Origin of the sequence: Acetobacter aceti NBRC 14818 (assembly GCF_000193495.2) — a bacterium.
GTDB lineage: Bacteria > Pseudomonadota > Alphaproteobacteria > Acetobacterales > Acetobacteraceae > Acetobacter > Acetobacter aceti.
In genome coordinates, this window is sequence record NZ_AP023410.1 from 1,043,816 (window position 1) to 1,066,275 (window position 22,460).

Here is a 22,460-nt window from a genome sequence, read left to right on the forward strand (position 1 = left end):
AGATCATGCTCTAATGCTTCTCTTTATATACGCCTTTTAAAACTACATGAGACCTGCCGTCCAATGCGGATTCTACCTCACCGACGCAGCAACAATTTAAAACAGCCGTCCTATTTTTGATGCAACGTGTCTTCAGCTCACCGATCCATCTTAAGCGCAGCAAGGAACGCGCTCTGCGGAATTTCGACTTTGCCGAACTGACGCATCCGCTTCTTGCCCTCTTTCTGCTTCTCCAGCAGCTTGCGCTTACGCGAGATGTCACCACCGTAACACTTCGCTGTCACGTCCTTGGACAGGGCTCCGATGGTCTCACGGGCAATCACGCGTGCACCGATAGCCGCCTGAATGGCGATCTTGAAGAGCTGGCGAGGGATAAGATCTTTCAGACGGGCGCAGATGGCACGACCACGACTCTCGGCCGCAGACCGATGTGCGATGAAGGATAGCGCATCCACCGGTTCCTGATTGACGAGGATAGAGATCCGCACAAGATCACTCTCTTCGTAACCATCCATCTGATAGTCGAAGCTGGCGTAACCACGCGTCAGAGACTTGAGACGGTCGTAGAAATCGAACACCACTTCGTTAAGCGGCAAACGATAAACCGCCATCGCACGATTGCCGACATAGGTCAGATCAATCTGCACGCCACGCCGCTCGGTGCAGAGCGTCAGCACGGCGCCAAGATACTCATCTGGCACCATGATCGTGGCCTTGATCCAAGGCTCCTCGATGGTCTCGATCTGCATGGGATCCGGCATGTCGGCCGGATTATGCAGATCCTCCTTCGTGCCGTCGTTCATATTCAGATGATAGACAACGGACGGTGCTGTCGCGATCAGATCGAGATCGAATTCGCGGGACAGGCGCTCCTGAATGATCTCCAGATGCAGCAGACCGAGGAAGCCACACCGGAATCCGAAGCCAAGAGCGGCGGACGTCTCGGCTTCATAATGGAACGAGGCATCATTCAGACGCAGCTTGCCGAGACTGTCGCGCAGCTTGTCGAAATCATCCGCATTGACCGGGAACAGACCACACCAAACCACCGGAATGGAAGGCTTGAAGCCCGAAAGCGGCTCGGCAGCTGGACGGCGGTCATCGGTGATGGTGTCACCCACGTTACAGTCGGCGACGGTCTTGATGGCGGCGTTGATGTAGCCCATCTCACCCGGTCCGAGATCGTCCACCGGCACCATGCGCGGCGCGAACACACCGACCTGATCCACCAGATGGGTCGCGCCCGTGGACATCATGCGAATGCGTGCGCCCTTCTTCAGGCGACCTTCCTTGATGCGGACAAGGATAATGACACCGAGATAGGCGTCGTACCAGCTATCCACCAGCATGGCCTTGAGCGGCAGTTCGGCATCACCTGTCGGCGGAGGCAGTCGGGTGACCACAGCTTCCAGCACGCCTTCGATGTTTATGCCGGTCTTGGCCGAAATCTCCACGGCGTCCTCGGCGTCAATGCCGATGACTTCCTCGATCTGCGCTTTCACACGCTCCGGCTCGGCGGCAGGCAGGTCGATCTTGTTAAGGACAGGCACGATTTCGTGATTGGCGTCGATGGCCTGATAAACGTTGGCCAGCGTCTGCGCTTCCACACCCTGCGAGGCATCCACAACCAGCAGCGAGCCTTCACACGCGGCGAGCGAGCGGCTGACTTCGTAAGCGAAGTCGACGTGGCCCGGCGTGTCCATCAGGTTCAGGATGTATGTCTTGCCGTCCTTGGCCGGATAGGTCAGGCGCACGGTCTGCGCCTTGATAGTGATACCGCGCTCGCGCTCCAGCTCCATATTGTCGAGCACCTGATTCGTCATCTCGCGGGCGGTCAGCGCGCCGCAAGCCTGAATCATCCGGTCGGCAAGAGTAGATTTGCCGTGGTCGATATGGGCGATGATCGAGAAGTTACGGATCAGGGAGAGAGGCGTATCGGTCATGCCCGCTCCATAGGGGATAAAGCGGCAAAAGTCAGCACGCGAAAGCGTGGGAAATGCACATGCAGCAAAGAATCAAACGGCCTCGCCACCCGCACGCACCCGCGCTACAATTCCGGACATGGTAGATCAGGCTCCCTTCCCCCATCCGCACGCTCGACTGCGGCCCCTTTCCGCTCAGGTTTCGCTTTCGGCGAACACCACATCATCCAGGCCGAGCACAGATATGTCCCCGCCTCGCTGGGACCTGTCCGACCTGTATACGAGTCCCGACTCGCCTGCGGTAAAGGCCGATCTGGATCGTGCGGCTGCCGAGGCCAAGGCGTTTGCGGGGCAGTATAAAGGCACCATCGCCTCTCTCTCCGGCGCGGATCTGGCGAAGGCGATCGAGACCTGCCAGACGATCAACGAAATCCTCGGCAAGGTCGGCTCCTTCGCGTCCCTGTCCTTCTCCGCCGATATGACTGATCCCGAAACGGGCAAATTCAGTCAGGCCGTGCGTGAGTGTATCTCCGACATTTCGGCGGACCTGCTGTTCTTCACTCTGGAACTGAACACCATTGAAGAGGATGTGCTGGAAGCAAAACTGTCTTCCTCCTCCACGCTGGCGCACTGGCGGCCATTCTTGCGTGACCACCGGATGTTCCGTCCGCATCAGTTACCGGACGACATAGAGCAGGTGCTGCTGGAAAAATCCGTAACTGGCGCATCCGCCTGGTGCCGTCTTTTCGACGAGCAGATCACGGCCCTCCGTGTGTCACTGGACGGACGGGAAATGCCGCTTGGCGAAGCCCTGAACCAGATGTCGGATCAGGATCGCAGCCGACGCGAAGCCGCTGGCAAGGCCGTCGGCAAGGCGCTGGAAGGCGATATCAGACTGTTTTCTCTGGTGACCAACACGCTCGCCAAGGACAAGGCCATTTCCGACAAGATGCGACGTTACCCACGTCCCGAGTCCTATCGCAATGTCTCCAACATGGTGGAAGACGAGGTCGTGGATGCTCTTGTTTCCGCTGTGACGAACGACTTCCCTCGCCTGTCGCATCGTTATTACGGACTGAAAGCAAAATGGCTCGGTCTGGACAAGCTGGAACACTGGGACCGCAACGCACCACTGCCGGGAATGCGTGAGAAGGATATTCCGTGGACGGACGCCAAGGCGATCGTGCAGCAGGCTTATGAAAAATTTGATCCGGCGCTGGGTGAAATTGTCAGCGAGTTTTTCGACAAGCCCTGGATCGATGCCGCACCCGTTCCGGGAAAGTCACCGGGCGCTTTCGCCCATCCGGTCGTGCCTTCGGTCCATCCCTATGTTCTGATGAACTATCGCGGGCGCACACGGGACGTCATGACACTGGCGCATGAACTCGGACATGGCGTGCATCAGAAACTTGCCGCGAAGCAGGGCTATTTTCTCTCATCGACACCCCTGACGTTGGCGGAAACGGCGAGTGTGTTCGGCGAGATGCTGACTTTCCAGTATCTGCTCGATGCGGAAAAAGACCCTGTTCAGAAAAGACTTCTCCTCGCCGCCAAGGTTGAGGACATGCTGAACACCGTTGTCCGCCAGATCGCATTCTATCAGTTTGAAAGCCGCGTGCATCACGCCCGCCGTGAAGGCGAACTGCTTCCTGAGCAGATTGGGGCTATCTGGCGCGACGTTCAGACCGAAAGCCTCGGTCCGGCCTTCAACTTCACACCTGAGTATGACACCTACTGGGCTTACGTTCCCCACTTCGTGCATACGCCATTCTATGTCTATGCCTATGCTTTTGGAGACTGCCTAGTGAATGCGCTGTATGGCGTCTATCAGCAGGGTAAGCCGGGTTTCCGGGAGAAATATCGTGCAATGCTGGAGGCTGGTGGTACCAAACGCCACAGCGAGCTTCTGGCGCCTTTCGGCCTTGATGCTAGTGATCCCGCCTTCTGGCGCAAGGGGCTGGATGTGATTTCGGGCTTTATTGATCAGTTGAAGGAAGCCTGAGCCATGGCGGAAAAAGATCTCGATACGACAGGCCTGTTCGGAGAATTTCGCCGGATGGTCCGCACGACCGGCACAGTCGGCGGCATCGCCGCCCGCATGGCGGGACACCGGCTTGGTTTCAAGGGTGATGGCGCAGCCCACGCAGAAGATCTGAAAGCCATTCTCGGCGGGCTCAAGGGGCCGCTGATGAAGGCGGCACAGCTTCTCGCCACCATCCCCGGCGCGCTGCCTGACGAATATGCGACGGAGCTGGCCCAGCTTCAGTCCAATGCGCCGCCTATGGGCTGGAGCTTTGTGCGTCGACGCATGGCGGCCGAGCTTGGCCCTGACTGGCAAAAGAACTTTCGCGAGTTCGGTCGGGAAGCAGCAGCGGCTGCCAGCCTCGGACAGGTCCACAAGGCGGTTCTGCAGAATGGCGAAGTTGTCGCCTGCAAGCTGCAATATCCGGACATGACGACCACAGTCGAGGCTGATCTTAAGCAGTTTCGGATGGCCATGGGTGTTTACCACAAGCTGGACAACGCCATTCGTCAGGACGACGTGATTGAAGAGCTGACAGACCGTCTGAGAGAAGAGCTTGATTACAAACGTGAAGCCGCGAACCTTCGGCTTTACGATATCATGCTGAAGAACTCGGCTGCCGTTACCATTCCAAAAACCGTAGATGCACTTTGCACCCGTCGCCTTCTGACCATGGAATGGGTCAATGGTCAGGGACTCCAGAAGGTTCTTGACACCAACCCGACGCAGGAGGAGCGCAACACCATGGCGCGTGCGCTTTTCGAAGCGTGGTACGTGCCGCTTTATCGCTACGGCATCATTCACGGCGACCCGCATATGGGCAATTTCACGGTTCGTGAGGATTTCGGTTTCAATCTTCTTGATTTCGGCACGATCCGGGTTTTCCGTCCTCGTTTCATCCGTGGCATTATCGAACTTTGTGAAGCCCTGCGCACGAAAGATGAAGATCGTGCAGCCCATGCTTACGAGATGTGGGGCTTCACCGGCCTGTCACGTGAAACGATGACCGTCCTCAATGAGTGGGCCAGTTTCCTCTATGAGCCGCTGATGGAAGATCGCGAACGCACCATCAATGAAAATGCCGAAACGATCTTTGGACGCGACATCGCCGGACGTGTTCATACCGGCCTGCAAAAAACAGGTGGCGTCAAACCTCCGCGTGAATTTGTTCTTGTCGATCGTTCAGCCATTGGCCTCGGTTCCGTCTTCATGCGGATTGGAGCAAAACTGAATTGGCACAGAATGTTCCAGGATCTTATTGCTGATTTTGATGAGGACGCTCTGGCTGCCCGTCAGGCTGAAGTCCTCAAGGCTGCCGGACTGTCAGAGTTCATCAATAAATAATCAGATTTATTTCCGAAAACTGATATTCGGGATGACAGGAGACACGTATCTCCCTATTCCCGAATAAACTCCTTCCTAGACATCAATTTTCCTGAATACCTCGGTCACTCATCCCCTAACTTCGTTTCGATATCAAAACATTTAATGCAATTATAGAAAATAAAATCGACTATTTTTACATAATATTATTTAATAAAAACAAAGTATTTATAAAACAAAAAATGATTAATACTAAGATTAACCGGAAAACCGGGATAGTTTATTTGAGGATTACGCCATGTACGCCTTACTGTTTGCAGAACCCGTTCTTGATCGTGATGTTGTCCGTGTCGGCACCAGAGAAGGCATCTTTTCATCTCCGCTGATCCGCGCCTGTGCGCAGGGTGATCGCGCCTCCATCCGCGCTCTATTGATCGGGTTCTGGCCCTTCGTGCAGGCCTTTGAACGCGCCATCGACCAGCGCGTCGGACATCTTCCCCTGCGTCCGCTTGTGGAACGTTTTGGTCAGTCACGCGTAAAGACATTTTTCTCGGAAGCGCGTGAGGCTGTTAGAGAGATGAAGGAAGAGGAAGGTTCGCACGCACTGCTTTGGGTCGCGGGCGCAAAAGAACTGGGGATCGATCTGAATGCAGATCAATATCCGCAGCTCTCGTCGGTTGAAAATCTCATTCAGGCTTCCACCAGTGACGATCCTGTCGAGTTTTTTTCCTGGCTGGCCGGGGTTGAATATCTTGCTGAAGAACTTTCAGCCTACCTCTGTCACGCACCAGCATTCATCAGCACGTTCCCGTCCGGTCGCTGGATCTGGGGCGAAGCTCACAATGCTCATGACCATCATGGTCCGTCACATCTTGAAATAGATGAAGATCTTGCCCGGGCCTATCACCCCTCAAACGATTCGAAAATTGTGGGGGCGACCATGGGAGCCAATATCCGTCGCTGCATCCATCTTTTTGACAAGGCAGCAGACCAGATTCAGGAAACCCTTGTCCAACCGGAAAAAGTTTCCTAAAAACAGAGGAGTCTTTGAATAAAGATTTGTCTTTATTCTAATACGATTTTGTCGTTTTTTCAAGAGAAAATGCCTCTATTTCTTTACTTGTCAGGGAAAAGAGGCATTTTCAGAACACGAGGAAGGTAACCGAGGTATGAAAAATCGACAAAACGAGATTTATATCTAAAAAATATGACAGTCTCGGTATTTTTTGCAAGTTTCTGGAAGAAACTCAAAAATATTCCTTTCCTGTTGAAAGGACCGGTCATACCTCCACGTCTACAGGGGATTGTCAGAACACAGCAACGCAGGACGTTGCTGCGTCTGCTTCCTTTTCATCTGACAGCCAATATCATCAGCGCACCACTGACTTTGTCTTTCATTGAAACGCGTCATCCCGTTTACGGGGTTATTCTTCTCATCATCATTGAAATTCTGGTTTTAAGTTACACCTTTTTCATATGGTTCTTTCAGAACACGGCTCTTTCCAAAAAAAACTTTACGATCTTCACCACGCTTCTTGGACTGTGCTGGGCCAGCCTCCCTGTCATCGTGTTCCCTAACGGGTCCGATCAGGAGCAGACGCTGATCGCAGGTGACATCGTCGCCCTGATTGCAACATCCCTGTCCATATCGCCGTTTTTCTGCGGAACTGTTGCTCTCGCCACCACCATGATTGTTGGTTGCATCGTTGCCCTGTTCTGGGCCTGGCTCCTGCAACCAGATACACTGTATGTGGTGCTCATGATGCTCCTCGGCATTTATGCAGCTTTTATTCTTGGACTGGGGCGGGCCGTTTCCACTCTTCTTCAGCGCTATATCATCACCAGTCTGGAACTTGAGGAACAGACTGAAATCGTCCGACTAATGCTGCGTCGTTCAGATCAGAGCGTCGGCGAATGGGTATGGGAAACTGACGTCAGTGGGCGTCTGACCTGCAACATCCCGGCACTTGAGGCCATTTTTCAAAATACCGGCAATCTGTCGGGAAAACAGTTTCTGACAACACTCGAAGAGTATGTGGCGGCACAGGCCCAGTGGCATCATCTAGCAGAATGCATACAGTCACGTCTGTTTTTCCGCGATCTGATTGTCTCACTCAGAAGCACGCACTCGATCCGCGTTTTCTCCCTCACCGGACATCCTCTTTTCAACAATGATGAATTCACGGGATATCGCGGCATCGGGGCCGATATCACCAAGGATTATGCACTGGATCAGCAGGCTTCGTTCAGAGCGGCCCATGATAGTCTGACCGGATTGCCAAACCGGTATTCATACGAAGATTTTTTCAGAGGTGCTCTTGTCCGCCTCTCCCGTGAACACGCGCCTTTTGCGCTTCTGGCGCTGGATCTCGACAAGTTCAAACCCATCAATGACACGCTGGGACACGCTGTTGGTGATCTTGCATTGATCGAGATTTCAAAACGCCTGCAGGCCTGCGTGAAAAACAGTGATATGCTGTTTCGTATTGGAGGCGATGAAATGATGCTCATTCATCATCACGCTACCCTCGACTCAGCCACAGATCTTGCTACGCAGCTCATAAACGAAGTCGCCAGACCGCTGTTCATCGCGGAAACCGTCATTCACTGTTCCATCAGCAGCGGCATCGCCCTTGCGCCTGTTGCGGGTTCCAATGAAAGCTCCCTGCAGGAGGCGGCAGATCTCGCTCTGTATGAGGCAAAACGACAAGGCGGCAACACCTATCGCGTGTTCGTACCCTCCTACAGAGCTGTTGCAGATTCCCGCAGAGATCTGATCCGTGATCTGCGGGAAGCCATCCGGACACACAGCATCACGCTTCATTATCAACCCATCATCAATGCGCAGACGCGTCATCTCGCGGGCTTTGAGGCCCTTGCCCGCTGGACCCATCCCATTCTCGGCCCCATTCCCCCGGACCGCTTCATCCGTCTCGCAGAAGAGGCCGGCCTGATGCATGATCTGGGAGTTTCGCTTCTTGCTGAAGCCTGCCTTACAGCGCTTTCCTGGCCGAATGATCTGTGGATATCGGTCAATATTTCCGTCGAGCAGCTCTATCATCGTAATTTCATTCAGGAAATCAAACGGATCCTGAAGGAAACTTCCTATCCACCCAAGCGTCTCCAGCTTGAAGTCATCGAAACCATTTTCATGGAGTCTGATGCCGCGACTTATGGAGTGCTGCAGGAACTGAATATCCTCGGCATCCGGATTGTTCTTGACGATTTTGGAAAAGGCTATTCTTCCCTTGGATATCTGAGGTTTTTTCCGTTCTCCAAAATCAAGCTCGATGCAAGCTTTGTGCGGGATATGCTGTCGGACTCCCGCAGCGCCGCCATTGTCAGCGCCGTGATTGCGCTGGCAGGCGATCTCGGGGTGGCCGTCACAGCGGAAGGCGTCGAAACAGAAGAATATTTCTACAGACTGAGCAGCAAAGGCTGCACGGAAGTACAGGGCTATCTCTTCGGCTACGCCATGCCGAAGGAGCGGGTTTCATCCTTCATCGAAGAAAACTGTCGCAAGGTTCCCTTCTTCATTCAAAGCACGCAGCCATCGTGACGCGCTTCTCACTGGACGGACGCAGCCCGTTTCTGCTCCACTCCTCAGCGACCATCGGACTCATCATCTGATATCCAATATTTTCTGACAGCCTGTGGAGTTATTCCAATGAATATAGATTCCGGACTGAACTTTTCCGTTCTTTTAGGAAGTCTGCGCAAATCATCGCTCAATGCAGCGGTTGCTCGTGCACTGCCTGATCTGGCGCCTCCAGGCATAACGATCACGCCTCTCGGATCGATCGGTGAGTTTCCCCATTACAATACCGACGTGCAGGATGAAGGCTTTCCAGCTCCCGTCCTGGCGATGGCTCGGCAGATTGCTGCTTCTGACGGTGTCATCATCGTGACGCCGGAATATAACTATTCCATGCCCGGCGTTCTGAAGAATGCGATCGACTGGCTTTCCCGCGTATCGCCGCAGCCATTCGTCGGCAAACCGGTTGCAATCGAGACAGCCTCACCGGGTCTTATTGGTGGTGCCCGCGCCCAGTATCATCTCCGTCAGTCGCTGGTCTTTCTGGACGCGTTTGTGCTCAACAAGCCGGAAGCGATGATTGGTCAGGCCACGCAGAAAATAGATCCTGAGAGTCTGCAACTGACCGATGTCGGAACACGGGAATTTCTGACCCGTCAGATCAGCGCTCTGGCAGCCCTTGCCAAAAGAGTGCGTGAATAGTCCATAGCGCTGGAAACAGCTCTGCAACGCCTGTCAAAATAAAAAGGGAGAAACCACCTTGCGGCGGTCTCTCCCCACATAAGACGATCTGAAGATTACCGGCGCTTGCGCGAAGAATCACGTGCGGGATCACCGCCGGAGCGGCGCGGCTTCGGTGAGCGCGAGCCCGGAGCCCGTCCACGTGGTGAAGGTGCTTCATTGCCTGAAGGCGCCTTGGCGGGCTCGATCCTGATTTCATCCGCATCGGCAGCGGAAGCGCATTCGGCAAACCGCTGCGCTTTTTCCGGCGAAATTTCTACAAGCGTATAAGTCGGTGCGATACGGATCGAACCGATATCCTTTTTGGTCACGCCTCCGAGGCGACAGATGACCGGCACCAGCCACTTGGGGTCAGCCTTATCAGCACGGCCAACGGAAAGCTTGAACCAGCTTCCGCCTTCCATCTGCTTCCGTTCACGTGGCTCGCGAGGTTCACGCTGCTCACGCCCACCCTCTCGTGGCGCACGCGCTGGCGCGCTGGAGGGCGTGATCGGCCGCACTTTGACAGGCTGGGGCAAACCCTTGTTCCACAGGAACACGAGTGCCGCTGCCAGTTGCTCTGGCGTCCGCTCAGCGATCAGACGTTCAACAAGCGGCTTTACGTTTTCCGGCGTTTCACGCGTCAGAGCCTCACTGGTGATCAGGCGCTCCGTGTCTGCTTCGCGGATCTGATCCAGCGTTGGCGCCGTATTCCACGTCACATCGACTCCGGCAGCCTGAAGCAGGCGATCAGCCTGACGCTTCTTCGACGGGATGGTCACCAGAACGCAGATGCCCTTGCGGCCAGCACGGCCAGTACGGCCTGAACGATGTAGCAGCGTGGCAGGGCTACCCGGCAGGCTGGCGTGAATCACCAGTCCGAGGGACGGTACGTCAATGCCGCGTGCCGCCACGTCGGTAGCCACGCAGACGCGGGCCTGACCGTTGCGCAGGCTTTCAATCGCACGGCTACGCTCATTCTGACCCAGTTCACCGGAAATCGCGACGGAAGAGAAGCCGTGCTGCAGAAGAGCGGCGTGCAACTGACGCACGCCTTCACGCGTGTGGCAGAACACCATCGAACAGGGGCTTTCGATCAGCCGCAGCGTGTTGATAATGGCGCCGATCGTGTCGTTCTGATCGGCAAGAATGGCGCGATATTCGATATCGGTATGCGGCTCATTGTCGCCGATCGTGTCAATGCGCAGCGCGTCATGCTGATAACGCTTGGCGAGACGGGCGATTTCGCGAGCGATCGTTGCCGAGAACAGAAAGCTGCGACGATCCTGCGGAGTGGCGTCGAGCAGAGTTTCCAGTTCTTCGCGGAAACCGAGATCCAGCATCTCGTCGGCTTCGTCGAGAACGGCGACCTTGAGGCCCGAAAGATTCAGGTTTTTCCGTGAAAGATGATCGCACAGACGACCCGGCGTGCCGACCACAATGTGGCAGCCCATCGACAGCGCACGCGCTTCCTTGCGCGGCTCCATGCCACCGACACAGGAGACGATGCGCGCGCCTGTGTCAGCGTAAAGCCATTCCAGTTCGCTCTTCACCTGCAGGGCGAGCTCACGGGTCGGTGCGATCACCAGCGCCAGCGGTGTCGAGGCATGTGCAGCCTTGCCCTGCTCATCGAGCAGTTCGTTGGCCATTGCGAGACCAAAGGCGACTGTCTTGCCGGACCCTGTACGCGCCGAGACGAGAAGATCCCGTCCCTTTGCCTTTTCATCCAGCACTGCCTCCTGAACGGGCGTTGGCTCCTGATAGCCGCGTTGGGCGAGAGCGTGCGCAAGCGTGGGGACTGTGTCCGGAAAAGGCATGGTTTAGATTGGTCCTGGAACGGGAGACTGGAAGCCGGACATAAAGAGAAATCTCGGGAAAAGCCAGCGTCAGCTCATAAAAAACAACGGGCGCCCGGAGAGGAGCGCCCGCATGTCCTGTATGCAGCCATATTTACTGAAATGGCAAATATCGAAAATCGAAGAAGAGCTGACTTTCGGAAGTATGCGGTTTTCCACCCACCCCCTGATAGGCCTGCACACGGGAATAGGCCAGCTGGGTTCCAAATTCGACAGTCCCGTACCGTCCCTTGAAAAAACGCCACCACGCGCCAATCGTGCCTTCCATGACGCTATGGATATTAGCCGTGCAGGGCATTGAGGACATTTCGATATTACAGCCCGCATTCATCGCATTCGGGTTGCCGTAACCATAGGCCGAACCATTCAGGGTGGAATAGTTACGTCCGGCCCACTGGGTTCCGAAATAGCCATAGACATCGAATCTCGCGCTGGGATGAGCGATGATGCCTGCCGTTCCCTGTGCCGAGAACAGTGGCTGCGGCTTGCCCTGGGCATTGATGGTCGCATCTGGCAGAAGAACCGAGCCATATCGACCAATGCCATACCCCGCCAGACCGGCGATCCGCACTTCCACCTTGTGCGGGATGACGGGAAGGATCATGGAACCGCCGCCGCCGCCGGTTGGCGCCGTGTAGTTGTGTCCACCACCGACCCATGACACGCGGTCATGCGCGAAATGGGCAATGCCTTCGATTTCGTAATGGCCCCAGTGCGGATCGTAGGCGATCTTGGCGATCACATCCGGCGCGATCTCGTTCGAGAACGGTCCATTATTGGTCAGCCCTGTGCCATCCTTGTTGATGGTCGCCACCTTGCCGCCCGGCAGAAGAACCCTTTCATCCCCATCTGTGGTGTAGCCGGTCGTATCATACAGGGTCTGGGGATTCTCGATGGACAGACCAAGCCAGAGCTTGTGCTTGAAGAAATCCTGCGTGATGCGGACCTGCCACTGGCGCGCCCACGTCTGACCCGCGATCATCGCGGCGTCGATCGTCTCCGGCAGACTTTCCTGACGCGGGACGATGCCGATACGGCCCGGCGTCAGCATGCTCCATGCCTGACCGGCCAGAAAATGGAAGTTTTCCTTGCTGTTATCGTAAACAAGGTAGGCCTGCCGAAGACGCGGGGAGTAACTGTTACTCTCATAGGCGTTGGTCGTGTCAGCACCCGCGCCAAAATCGGTTTCAAAGAAGCCGGAAATGGTCTCGTACTGGTCGATATTGCCTCTGAGCATGAGAGAGAGGCGGCTGTATCGCGCAGAACCTTCAAAACTGTTTGTGTGATAGTTCGGGCTGTTCTTAAACGGAAGTCCGGACCAGAAGGTGAAGGTGCCCGACGACATCTGGCGGTTTTGCAGCACAGTTGCGGCATCAACAAATCCGCCGAGCGCGATCGTCACCGGTCCTACGTGAAAAACCCCGTGATCGCCCACGGCACCGGCTGCCTGCGCGCCCACACTTTCACGCGCATGCGGCCCCACACCGTTTTCCGCGGTGTGGGCGATCATGTCTTCCGAGCGATGGGCGGTCACTGTCTTGACCGTCGGAACATCCTCAGTCACGAAAGTCGGGCGTACCTCTGGTTCGTGCTTACGCGATGTCACCCGCACCGGTTCCTCGATCTCCGTTTCAGGAACGGGGCCAGTCTCATTGTTGGTTATCATGATTTTCTGACGCGTGGCCTTGCTCAGACCGGCGTGACTGGTCGTTTTGCCGACTGCCGCCTTTCTTGCGACAAGCTGTTTCTGCAATCCCATAAGCGCTTTGGTCAGTTGCGCCTGCTGCTGCTGGATTCGTGCAATCTGCTGCTCCATCAGTTCCAGGGATTCGCTCTGTTCATCAGCGTAAGCTGCGAGAGGGAAAAAGGCTGCCCCGGCACAAAGCAGAAAAGCCAGAGAAGAGCTGGTCCGGCGGAAAAACGTCGGGCATTGGGGCATGGAGGAGGAGCGTCCGTTGTCTTGAAGAAGTTTTACGTCAAAGTATTTCTTATTCAGGACATTTAATAATAAACCAGCATTAAATTGTCATTCAAAAAAATTTTAAGAAGCCTGCCAAAAGCTTCGCCAATCGTAATTTTTCCCGGAAAATCGTGCATTCAAGGGATTTTTGGCCTAAATGTCACATATGAAGACATTTTTTCACAAGATGCATGGATTGGGGAATGACTTCGTCATCATCGACGAAAGATCAGGCTCTTTTGACTTGACACCCACGCGCATCGCCAGTCTGGCCGGTCGCAGGCGTGGAATCGGCTGCGACCAGTTCGTCACTCTCTCAGCGTCCTCAGATGATAAAGCGGCTGTTTTTGTGCGCTTTTTCAATCCTGACGGCAGCGAGGCGGGAGCCTGCGGCAATGCGTCCCGCTGCGTCGCCAGCCTGCTCGGACAGGAACGCGACACTGACAGCCTGACCTTCGAGACCCGCAACGGGCTCCTGAAAGCAGAAGTGCTTTCCCGCGACGCGCTGGGAGGCGCTGTCGTGACAGTCGATATGGGGTGCCCCCAGACTGACTGGCAGGCGGTGCCGCTGGCCAAACCAGCCGACACACTCCGCCTTCCTCTTGCGGGCGAGCCTGCGGCCCTTTCCATGGGCAATCCGCACGCGACCTTCTTTGTAGAGGATCTGTCGGAAGCGGAGCGCGGCCCGACACTGGAAGTCGATCCGATTTTCCCCGATCGCGCCAATATCGGCTTTGCCCGCATCGACGCGCCAGACCGGATGCGACTGCGTGTCTGGGAACGCGGCGCGGGCTTCACCTTGGCCTGCGGCTCCGGCGCCTGCGCGGCCGTCGTGAACGCCGCCCGGCGTGGTCTGGGAGAACGCCGGATGACAGTAGAGGTTGACGGCGGGGAGATGGTTATCGCATGGGATGCCAACGATCATGTGCTGATGACCGGTCCCGCCCAGCTTGCCTTTGAAGGGACCGTCGATCTCGAGGCCTATCCAAAATGACTGACACCCCTCCGGACATGCCGGCGGACGAGACGCCCAACGCAACACAGGGCGTGGATATCCTGACTTTCGGCTGCCGCCTTAACACCTATGAGAGTGAGGTCATGCGCGGCCACGCGGCTGCGCTGGAGGATGTCATCATCGTCAACACCTGCGCCGTGACCAACGAGGCCGAGCGGCAGGCGCGGCAGGCCATCCGCCGCGCACATCGCGAGCGTCCGGATGCCCGCATCGTCGTGACCGGCTGCGCCGCGCAGATCAATCCGGACCGCTGGGCCTCCATTCCCGGCGTGACCCGCGTGCTGGGCAACGAGGATAAGCTGAAAGCGGAAAGCTGGAGCCTCCCTGCCCTCGGGTCCGGCAATGCCGTGTCCGACATTATGGCCGCCAAGGAGACTGCCGCGCATCTGGTGACGGAATTCGCCGGACGTACCCGCGCTTTCGTGCAGGTTCAGCAAGGCTGCAACCATCGCTGCACATTCTGCATCATCCCCTACGGGCGCGGACCTTCCCGCTCCGTGCCGGTCGGCGTGGTGGTGGAACAGGTGCGGGCGCTCGTGGCGTCCGGCTACCGTGAGGTCGTGCTGACCGGCGTGGACATCACCTCATGGGGTGACGATCTGCCCGGAACACCGCAACTTGGTCAGTTGTGCCGACGTCTGCTCGCGCTGGTGCCTGAACTGGAACGGCTCCGGCTGTCCTCCGTCGATCCGGTGGAGATCGACGAGGATATCTGGCGTCTGCTGGAAAACGAACCACGCTTCATGCCTTACCTGCATCTGTCCCTGCAGGCCGGGTCGGACATGATCCTCAAGCGGATGAAGCGGCGTCATCTGGTCGCAGATGCAGCGTCTGTTATTGAACGGGCACGGTCGATCCGGCCCAAGATCGGCATTGGCGCGGACCTGATCGCCGGGTTCCCGACCGAAGACGAAGTGCTGTTCGAGGAGACACTCTCTTTCCTTGAGCAGGCCGCCCTTCCCTATCTGCACGTCTTCCCCTACAGCGCCCGTCCCGGCACTCCTGCCGCAAAGATGCCCGCCGTGCCGGTCGTCGAGCGCAAGGCCCGCGCTGCCCGGGTTCGCGCTGTCGGTGAGCAGTCGGCGCAGAGCTATTTCAGGAGCCTTTTGGGTCGTGAACTACGCGTCCTGATGGAAACCCCTGAAAGCGGTCACAGCGAGGAATTCGCCCCGGTCCGGCTGGCGCAGGGTCAGTCCGAGATGGGGCGCATTGAAGTTCTGCGTCCCGTAGCGGTTGACGAAAAAGGGCTTGTGGCGGAGATCGTATAGTCATGGCACTCGGATTTTTCTCCCGTCTCAAGCAGGGGCTGTCGCGCTCCACCCAGAAACTCAGCAGCGTCTTCACCAAGCGCAAGCTCGACGAAGCGGCACTGGAAGATCTGGAAGATCATCTGATCGCGGCGGATCTCGGTCCGGAAGTTGCGGAACGGGTCATCGAATCCTTCCGCAGCACCCGTTTCGGGGCGGAAGTGACAGATGATGAAATCCGGCAGACCCTCGCGGATGAAATCGCCCGCGTCCTGACGCCAGTCGCGATCCCTTTCGAGCCAGACCCGAAGCTCAAGCCGCATGTCGTGCTGATGGTCGGTGTCAATGGCACCGGCAAAACCACCACCATCGGCAAGATGGGCCGCTATTTCAGCGAGCAGGGCAAGAAAGTCATCATGGTGGCGGGCGATACCTTCCGTGCCGCCGCTGTTGAGCAGCTTCAGGTCTGGGGTGAGCGGACGGGTGTGCCGGTCATTGCAGGCAAGCCTGAGGCCGATGCTGCGGGACTTGCTTTCGAGGCTCTCAAGCGCGGCAAGGAAGAAGGCGCGGACCTGCTTCTGATCGACACGGCCGGACGCCTGCACAACAAGGGCGCTCTGATGGAGGAGCTGGCCAAGATCATCCGTGTAATGAAGAAGTTTGATGAGACAGCACCCCACTCCGTCATTCTGGTGCTGGATGCGACGACCGGGCAGAACGCGATTGAACAGGTGCGCGTTTTCCGTGAGCTGGTGAATGTCACAGGTCTGATCGTGACCAAACTGGATGGCTCGGCCCGTGGCGGCATCGTGGTGGCACTGGCGGACCAGTTCAAGCTGCCGATCCATGCCGTTGGCGTTGGAGAGAAGGCTGAGGATTTACGTCCTTTCTCGGCGCAGGAATTCGCTCGTGGTCTGGTTGGCAAAACAGACATTTCGACGACAACTGCTGAAGAGACAGCCGAACAACCCAAGCCTGAATAACGCAGAATTAACGAGCGCATCTATTCTTGCGAGTGAATGACTGAATACAGAAATCCATCACGCCTTTACCAATTTCTGCTGTAAAATAAGAGACGTGATGAGTCCCAGCCCTTAAAGTCAGCGGAAAAAAAGCCCCTCTCCACACCACTAAAGCGAGGGGAATTATATATCAGAAGCGCAGCCGGAATGGCCGCGCATGTTTTCCGATATCGCACGATATTTTCAAAAGGTCTTTTCGTATCTACAGATGATACAAAAAGGCGCTTTGTGTTTTTTTGTTTCACATTCAAATGAATTTACCCTTATGATCGTGTCATACTGAAATGCGCCATCGGCGGAGAGTTGCGTTTTCTCCGCAACACAGGAAGAGAAATGCCAATATCAAAATGGAAACCAGCCCTTATCCCTGCATTGGCTCTTCTGACGACAGGCAGCTCCATTTCGGGCCACGCCGCGATTCCGTTATTTACCAAAAGTACTGAAGCAACCGGTTTCGAGGAATGGTGGCGGGGCATTACGCTGGCCGGCCGTATCGATGGCGGCATATCTGCCAATCCGGCCCGCCCCGATAACGGTATCAATTTCGGCAACTTTATTGGCGACCATGCCAATCAGGCGCAGCTCAATCAGTTTGCCCTGACGCTGGCACATGACATCGATACAACGACTGATGGCTACAGCTTCGGTTTTACCCTTGAAGCGTCCTATGGTTCGGACTCACGGTATTACCATCTCCTCGGCATTTCCGACCGGGCTTTCAATTCGCGCTATCAGATCATTCCTTCCCATGCGCAGGTGGACGCTCATCTCCCGTGGTTCACCAAGCTGGGCGTCGATATGCACGCCGGCATCCTTCAAGCCCCCATGGGGCTGGAAGCGTTCGATCCGAACGCACGGCCATTTTATACATTTAGCTATACGGGCCAATATTCTGTGCCCTTCCAGCATGTCGGGATGATGGCCACCATTCACGTCACGCCCATGATTGACGTGCTCACAGGCATAGATACCGGTAACCAGACGACATTCGGACGGAGCGACAACAACAGCGCGCCTGCCGGATACGCAGGCATCACGTTGAATAATCTTGCACATGGCAAACTGACCATAACGGAATTAAGCCGTTTTGGCTCTGAGGACTCTCGTATCGCCTTTCATCATGGCGCCAATGAGGATCTACGCTTCTGGAATGACCTTACGGCCATTTATAAAATTACTCCCACCGTTACTTTGACCGGTGAATTCAATTACATGCATGATGATGGACTGAGAGCCGATACAGAAAGTTTTGTTTCTTATCTCAGCTGGAATTTCATGAAAAATCTGACCTTCAATTATCGAGGCGAGATTTACCGTGACAACACGGGCCTGATGGTCGCCAATTTTTTAACCAATGAAGGTTACATGAACGCCATTGCGGGTCGTTCAGCACCGACAGAGAGCGCTCCACCCACCACTTATGGCGCCATGACACTGGGCGTGACCTACAGGACCTCTCTGAGCAAAGACTATGGTTATTTCGCAATCCGCCCGGAAGTCCGCTTTGATCGCTCGCTGAATGGGACGACACCGTTCAATGATAACCGTAACAGTGGCATGTTCACGTTCGGTGGCGACGCCATGATAGGTTTCTGAACAGTCAGCAGAAGGGCTTTCAGATACCCTTCTGCACTATCATTTTCAAAAATTGCTTATCAGATATAGTCTGCCAGCGTCATACCCTTGAGATCAGAGATCAGGGTGTAGGATGCAAGAAGCTGGTCCTGAACATTTCCCGTCTGCACAGAAACCGCTGCAATATCAACATCCTTGATATCCGAAAGCTGAGACGTCAGCATAGTGCTCATTGTTGACAGGTTTGTAGACTGCGCTGTCAACGAGTTTTGCGTAAGAGCAAGAGAACTCACCTGATTACTCAGCTCTGTTCCCACCGTACTGGTTGATGCTTTCAACTGATCCACAAGATCGGAGAAATTACTGCTGGACGTATCAGCATTTCCAAGAGAAGCGACAATCATCAGGTTACGCATCAGATCCCGAATGGGAGATCCAGTCGTAGTTGTTTGAGAACTCGTCGGCGTCGTACCTTCTGTAGCAACCATGCCCACATTGACAACAGCCCCTTGTCCGACAACTGCTTTTGTCTCAAGCCCTTCTGCCGAACTGGGATCCGTGGACAGAGCAGATGAGAAGACAGAAAGACCAACTGTTGTATTATCCGTAGTAGTATACGTTCCACCACTTGCGGCGTATGAAGTCGCTGTCTGAAAAACTGAAGACGCGCCCAGCGTATCAAGCTGACTGACGGCATCGGACGTAACTGTCGCAAGAGTACTGGTAGCTAGATTACTGGCATCTGGAACCGGAGCGTTATTGACATCAGTGCCAGCAAATACATATCCGTTGCTGCCTTTCGTATTCAGATAATCTCCCAGTTCAGACAGAGCTGTTTTTGCACTTTCGACAACAGTCGCCAAGGTTTCCTGTCCATACGTCCCATTCAGGGAAAGCAGATCGGTTTGTAGTGTCGTATTGAGTGATGAAATTTGCGTCAGGGCACTCTGCGTCACACTTAAATTCGTCTGCGCGCCAGAAACGGAAGTTTGCCAAGTGGAAATTGCGGTAATCTGCGGCTGCAAACTCAACGCCTGTCCACGCTGATCTCCCAGACCAGCATATGTATCTGACGTCACGCCAGTTGTCGCCTGCGCAACAAGGGCTGTCTGCTTGTCAGTCAGAGTGCTAACCGCCTGCTGCAACACATAAGCCGTGCCACTTGCGCCATAAAGACCAACAGATGTACTCATGATTCTTACACCGCATCCAGAAGCGCCGTGAACATATCCTTCACAGCCGTGACGATTTTTGCATTCGCTGTATAGGCATTTTGCAATGCAATGATATTGGACATCTCGTTATCCACATTGACCCCCGAAACATTCGAGACTTTGGTGGTCAAGGAAGATTGAACGGACGTAGCTGTCGTGAGACTTGCTGAGACCGTCGATGCCACCTGCGCCTGGGCGGAGGTCAGAGAGGTCGCAAGATTGGCAAGTGTCTGGCTCCCGCTATAGCCGGTGGAAATATTCCCATCCACACCAAGCCCCGAACCTGGAGCCGCAGGAGAGTCTGATCCAAGTGTAGTCTGCAACAGGGCCAGAGCAGTATCTGTCGATCCATCCTCAGATAATGAAGATGGGTCAGCAGCAATCGCCGCGCCTACCTGAATGGTGCTGGAAAACCCTACGATACCATCAGGAGGAACGGCTGTTGTGCTTGATCCCGGCACATCACCGGAAGCGTCAGTGAACAGCTTAACCCCTTGATCGTTAAAGCGCGTCGCAAGAGTGGAGGAAAAGGAATCCAGCTGGGCCTGCATCTTCGGGTAAACATTGTCACGCAGATCAATGTTCGCGCCAAGCTCGCCACCCGTCAGATGAGATGTAAGATCAGTTGTACTGCCGACCAGCGTGATGGCCGGGATATAGCTGCTGGTATCCGAAGCCGTAATGGAAGAGGTCGCAGTGATGGTTACATCGTCTGTCGTCAATGGCCAGGTCGAGCTGGGTTCCAGCGTGGATGTTCCCGTACTATTGGAATCAGTCGTGGGATAAGTGGAAAGAATGCTGTTATTGCTATCTTTCGGGTAGGTCGGCAGCTGTGTTCCATCAGCAGTCTTGACCAGCATGTCCCCTTTGGATGTCTCGGTATATGTAACCGACATATAGGATGAGAGATCAGACATGGCAGCGGCACGCTGGTTTTCCAGATCTGCCGTGCTCATCCCCTGCACTTTAAGTGACATGATCTGCTTTGACAGAACACCAATCGTCGTCAGATCCGTATTCACCGATGAAATTTCAGCGGTAATTGAATCCTGTGCCGCCTGACGCTGCGCCTGATAGGTTGACGACAAAGTATTGATGGACGAAGCCAGTGTCTGCGCATTGCTGATGACGGTACTTCTCGCCGTTGCATCGGAAGGCGTTGAAACAAGGGCCGTTATGGCATTTGAAAGATTGCCGACTTCGTCAGAGAGAGTCGCGCTTGATCCTGAATCTGAACTGGTCGATCCCTGAAGCGCCGTAATGGCGGAGAGAGAATTATTCTGCACCGTCAGCGCAGCAACTTCGGCATTCTGCGTGTACAGACTACCCTGCAGTGCGTTGTTTACGTTGCGCGTTGTCAGGCCAATCGTGACGCCGGAGCCCGTGCCCGTCGTATCGGCAGAGTTGAGGTTTGCAACCTCTTCCACATAGCCAGTAGTGCTGGCATTGGAGACATTCTGTGACAGCACACCGAGAGCGTACTGATTGCCTTCCAGCCCGCTGGTGGCGATGGACAGGGCATTGTTCAGATCCATGACCTTGAACTCCGACAAAACCTCGCCAACCAATAAAAATGGAGCAAGGCGCACCACGTCCAAGTTTTTTGGCAACGCAGCGCTTTGTTGAACCGGGCGGGACTACCGATCTTTTGCTCAGATTACCCCACTCAGATGAAAAACAGGTTAATGAGCCGTTAGCGGATCATCGCAATCGTCGCCTGCAGCAAGGTGTCAGCCGTCGTGACGATCTTTGTGTTGGCTGTGTAGGCTTCCTGAGTGACGATCAGGCTGGACAGATCGGACGTCAGGTCCGTGGTGGAGGATTCTGTGGAGGATGTTTTCAGAACTCCGGTACCGTTTGAGCCCACAGTCCCGATTGTTGCGGAACCAGAAGCTGAAGTTGCCTGATAGGCCTGCCCATCAACAGCCATAAGCCCGTCCGGATTCACGAATGAAGCAAGAGCGACTTTACCAACAAGCTGAGTGTCACCGTTACTGAAGGTCGCCATGATCGAACCGTCAGTTTCCATGGAGATACCCTGGTAAGTACCTGTCGTCACACTATCACTGGTCAGATCAGATTGTGCGTTAGTATCCGTGGTTCCAGCATTACTACCAATCGTACCCAGATTGAGGCTTATGGTCTGATCTGTAGGAGTAGCCTTCGTGGTCAGATTTTCAGTATAAGTCAGAGGAATTGAAAGAGTTGCTGTTGACCCGGTGTAACCCGTGCCGACAACGTTACCAGTTGCATCTTTTACACTCTCAAGATTACCGGAAGAATCAAAAGAAACTGTATACGTCAATGGTGTTGTCGAGCTGGTGTTTCCTGAACTATCTTCCCCCATTACCGACATCGTGGTGTCCGTTGAACTAGCATTCGCTATCGTGACCTGATAAGTCGCGGTACCGCTTGCATCAGTCGTTGGCGTTCCCCACGTAACACTCAAATCATGGGACTGTCCGGTGGAATCATAAATTGTCGTGGAATCCGGGGTTGAAGTGCTTATCCCTCCCGTTCTCGTCAGAGTAGTTGTCTCCGTAGGACGAAAGGCCACATCGGAAACCTGTATCTGAGACAGTGTAGAGCTAAGCTGGCCTGTTGTGGGATCAGCCATATAACCATTCAGATAGTAACCTGATGTATTGACCAGATAGCCATTTTTATCCTGATAGAAATCACCATTTCGTGTAAAATACTGTTGGTTGCTGAATGATTCCTGACCGGCCGTTGCCTGCCCATTAGGCTGCGAGACATCGAAAAAGCCATTACCGGAAATCGCAACAGCAAGCGTGTTCGTGCTGGCTGCAATCGTACCTTGCTGCTGGGTCTGTGAAGTTGTGTAAGCTGATACACCGTCAGAAACAGCCTGCCCCTGCGCATAAGAAGCAAGATTATTGGAAACCGTGTCCTGAAAACTGGTTTCCGACGCCTTGTATCCGACAGTCTGGGAGTTGGCGATATTATTACTGAGATTTGTAAAAGCTGTTGACTGAGCATTGATACCTGCAACAGCCGTTGTAAGGGAATTGAAAATCGACATGGATC

Annotated in this window: 15 protein-coding genes; 9 read left to right on the forward strand and 6 right to left on the reverse strand. The window is 54.9% G+C overall.

The genetic code is table 11. From position 1 onward, the window contains the following. Positions 1 to 137: 137 nt before the first annotated feature. The gene (lepA, locus tag EMQ_RS04710; RefSeq protein WP_010665977.1) at positions 138 to 1,943 is read right to left on the reverse strand and encodes a translation elongation factor 4; all 1,806 of its coding nucleotides are present in this window, start codon (positions 1,941 to 1,943) and stop codon (positions 138 to 140) included. Positions 1,944 to 2,061: 118 nt separating this feature from the next. On the opposite strand from lepA, the gene EMQ_RS04715 reads away from it, so the two are divergent. The 5 genes from EMQ_RS04715 to EMQ_RS04735 all read left to right on the forward strand — a co-directional run bounded on the left by EMQ_RS04715 (position 2,062) and on the right by EMQ_RS04735 (position 9,505). After that, positions 2,062 to 3,924, forward strand: a complete 1,863-nt coding sequence (locus EMQ_RS04715) for a M3 family oligoendopeptidase (RefSeq protein WP_010665978.1) — start codon at positions 2,062 to 2,064, stop codon at positions 3,922 to 3,924. 3 nt (positions 3,925 to 3,927) lie between these two features. Beyond that, on the forward strand, positions 3,928 to 5,289 hold the full coding sequence (locus tag EMQ_RS04720) for an ABC1 kinase family protein (protein WP_010665979.1): 1,362 nt from the start codon (positions 3,928 to 3,930) through the stop codon (positions 5,287 to 5,289). 277 nt (positions 5,290 to 5,566) lie between these two features. Beyond that, positions 5,567 to 6,301, forward strand: coding sequence for a hypothetical protein (locus tag EMQ_RS04725; protein WP_018308382.1), 735 nt, complete (start codon positions 5,567 to 5,569; stop codon positions 6,299 to 6,301). Positions 6,302 to 6,598: 297 nt separating this feature from the next. After that, complete coding sequence (locus EMQ_RS04730) at positions 6,599 to 8,827, forward strand: putative bifunctional diguanylate cyclase/phosphodiesterase (RefSeq protein ID WP_048874217.1); 2,229 nt, start codon at positions 6,599 to 6,601, stop codon at positions 8,825 to 8,827. A gap of 108 nt (positions 8,828 to 8,935) precedes the next feature. Continuing rightward, positions 8,936 to 9,505: an NADPH-dependent FMN reductase gene (locus tag EMQ_RS04735; RefSeq protein WP_010666754.1), complete on the forward strand. Its 570-nt coding sequence runs from the start codon at positions 8,936 to 8,938 to the stop codon at positions 9,503 to 9,505. Between the two features lie 95 nt (positions 9,506 to 9,600). On the opposite strand, the gene EMQ_RS04740 is transcribed toward EMQ_RS04735, so the two are convergent. Then, the gene (locus EMQ_RS04740) at positions 9,601 to 11,340 is read right to left on the reverse strand and encodes a DEAD/DEAH box helicase (protein WP_010666753.1); all 1,740 of its coding nucleotides are present in this window, start codon (positions 11,338 to 11,340) and stop codon (positions 9,601 to 9,603) included. A gap of 133 nt (positions 11,341 to 11,473) precedes the next feature. After that, entirely contained in the window at positions 11,474 to 13,318 is a 1,845-nt protein-coding gene (locus EMQ_RS04745) for a hypothetical protein (RefSeq protein WP_018308380.1), read from the reverse strand. Between the two features lie 187 nt (positions 13,319 to 13,505). On the opposite strand from EMQ_RS04745, the gene dapF reads away from it, so the two are divergent. The 4 genes from dapF (at position 13,506) to EMQ_RS04765 (ending at position 18,219) form a co-directional block, all read left to right on the forward strand. Continuing rightward, entirely contained in the window at positions 13,506 to 14,333 is an 828-nt protein-coding gene (gene dapF, locus EMQ_RS04750; RefSeq protein WP_010666855.1) for a diaminopimelate epimerase, read from the forward strand. Between the two features lie 17 nt (positions 14,334 to 14,350). After that, positions 14,351 to 15,622: a tRNA (N(6)-L-threonylcarbamoyladenosine(37)-C(2))-methylthiotransferase MtaB gene (gene mtaB, locus EMQ_RS04755; RefSeq protein ID WP_010666856.1), complete on the forward strand. Its 1,272-nt coding sequence runs from the start codon at positions 14,351 to 14,353 to the stop codon at positions 15,620 to 15,622. A gap of 2 nt (positions 15,623 to 15,624) precedes the next feature. Next, complete coding sequence (gene ftsY / locus EMQ_RS04760; RefSeq protein WP_010666857.1) at positions 15,625 to 16,584, forward strand: signal recognition particle-docking protein FtsY; 960 nt, start codon at positions 15,625 to 15,627, stop codon at positions 16,582 to 16,584. A gap of 372 nt (positions 16,585 to 16,956) precedes the next feature. Further along, the gene (locus EMQ_RS04765; RefSeq protein ID WP_018308378.1) at positions 16,957 to 18,219 is read left to right on the forward strand and encodes an outer membrane beta-barrel protein; all 1,263 of its coding nucleotides are present in this window, start codon (positions 16,957 to 16,959) and stop codon (positions 18,217 to 18,219) included. 59 nt (positions 18,220 to 18,278) lie between these two features. On the opposite strand, the gene EMQ_RS04770 is transcribed toward EMQ_RS04765, so the two are convergent. The 3 genes from EMQ_RS04770 to EMQ_RS04780 all read right to left on the reverse strand — a co-directional run bounded on the left by EMQ_RS04770 (position 18,279) and on the right by EMQ_RS04780 (position 22,455). After that, the gene (locus tag EMQ_RS04770) at positions 18,279 to 19,391 is read right to left on the reverse strand and encodes a flagellin (protein ID WP_010666669.1); all 1,113 of its coding nucleotides are present in this window, start codon (positions 19,389 to 19,391) and stop codon (positions 18,279 to 18,281) included. A gap of 5 nt (positions 19,392 to 19,396) precedes the next feature. After that, a complete protein-coding gene (gene flgK, locus EMQ_RS04775; RefSeq protein ID WP_010666668.1) occupies positions 19,397 to 20,947 on the reverse strand; it encodes a flagellar hook-associated protein FlgK in 1,551 nt (516 codons plus the stop codon). A 158-nt stretch (positions 20,948 to 21,105) separates the two neighbouring features. Further along, positions 21,106 to 22,455: a flagellar hook-basal body complex protein gene (locus EMQ_RS04780; protein ID WP_010666667.1), complete on the reverse strand. Its 1,350-nt coding sequence runs from the start codon at positions 22,453 to 22,455 to the stop codon at positions 21,106 to 21,108. Positions 22,456 to 22,460 lie beyond the last annotated feature (5 nt).

Excerpts from the sequence above, each read along its gene's own strand:
- lepA (WP_010665977.1), bottom strand. The coding sequence starts at position 1,943 with ATGACCGATACGCCTCTCTCCCTGATCCGTAACTTCTCGATCATCGCC.
- EMQ_RS04715 (WP_010665978.1), top strand. The coding sequence starts at position 2,062 with ATGGTAGATCAGGCTCCCTTCCCCCATCCGCACGCTCGACTGCGGCCC.
- EMQ_RS04720 (WP_010665979.1), top strand. The coding sequence starts at position 3,928 with ATGGCGGAAAAAGATCTCGATACGACAGGCCTGTTCGGAGAATTTCGC.
- EMQ_RS04725 (WP_018308382.1), top strand. The coding sequence starts at position 5,567 with ATGTACGCCTTACTGTTTGCAGAACCCGTTCTTGATCGTGATGTTGTC.
- EMQ_RS04735 (WP_010666754.1), top strand. The coding sequence starts at position 8,936 with ATGAATATAGATTCCGGACTGAACTTTTCCGTTCTTTTAGGAAGTCTG.
- EMQ_RS04740 (WP_010666753.1), bottom strand. The coding sequence starts at position 11,340 with ATGCCTTTTCCGGACACAGTCCCCACGCTTGCGCACGCTCTCGCCCAA.
- EMQ_RS04745 (WP_018308380.1), bottom strand. The coding sequence starts at position 13,318 with ATGCCCCAATGCCCGACGTTTTTCCGCCGGACCAGCTCTTCTCTGGCT.
- dapF (WP_010666855.1), top strand. The coding sequence starts at position 13,506 with ATGAAGACATTTTTTCACAAGATGCATGGATTGGGGAATGACTTCGTC.
- mtaB (WP_010666856.1), top strand. The coding sequence starts at position 14,351 with ATGCCGGCGGACGAGACGCCCAACGCAACACAGGGCGTGGATATCCTG.
- ftsY (WP_010666857.1), top strand. The coding sequence starts at position 15,625 with ATGGCACTCGGATTTTTCTCCCGTCTCAAGCAGGGGCTGTCGCGCTCC.
- EMQ_RS04765 (WP_018308378.1), top strand. The coding sequence starts at position 16,957 with ATGCCAATATCAAAATGGAAACCAGCCCTTATCCCTGCATTGGCTCTT.
- EMQ_RS04770 (WP_010666669.1), bottom strand. The coding sequence starts at position 19,391 with ATGAGTACATCTGTTGGTCTTTATGGCGCAAGTGGCACGGCTTATGTG.
- flgK (WP_010666668.1), bottom strand. The coding sequence starts at position 20,947 with ATGGATCTGAACAATGCCCTGTCCATCGCCACCAGCGGGCTGGAAGGC.
- EMQ_RS04780 (WP_010666667.1), bottom strand. The coding sequence starts at position 22,455 with ATGTCGATTTTCAATTCCCTTACAACGGCTGTTGCAGGTATCAATGCT.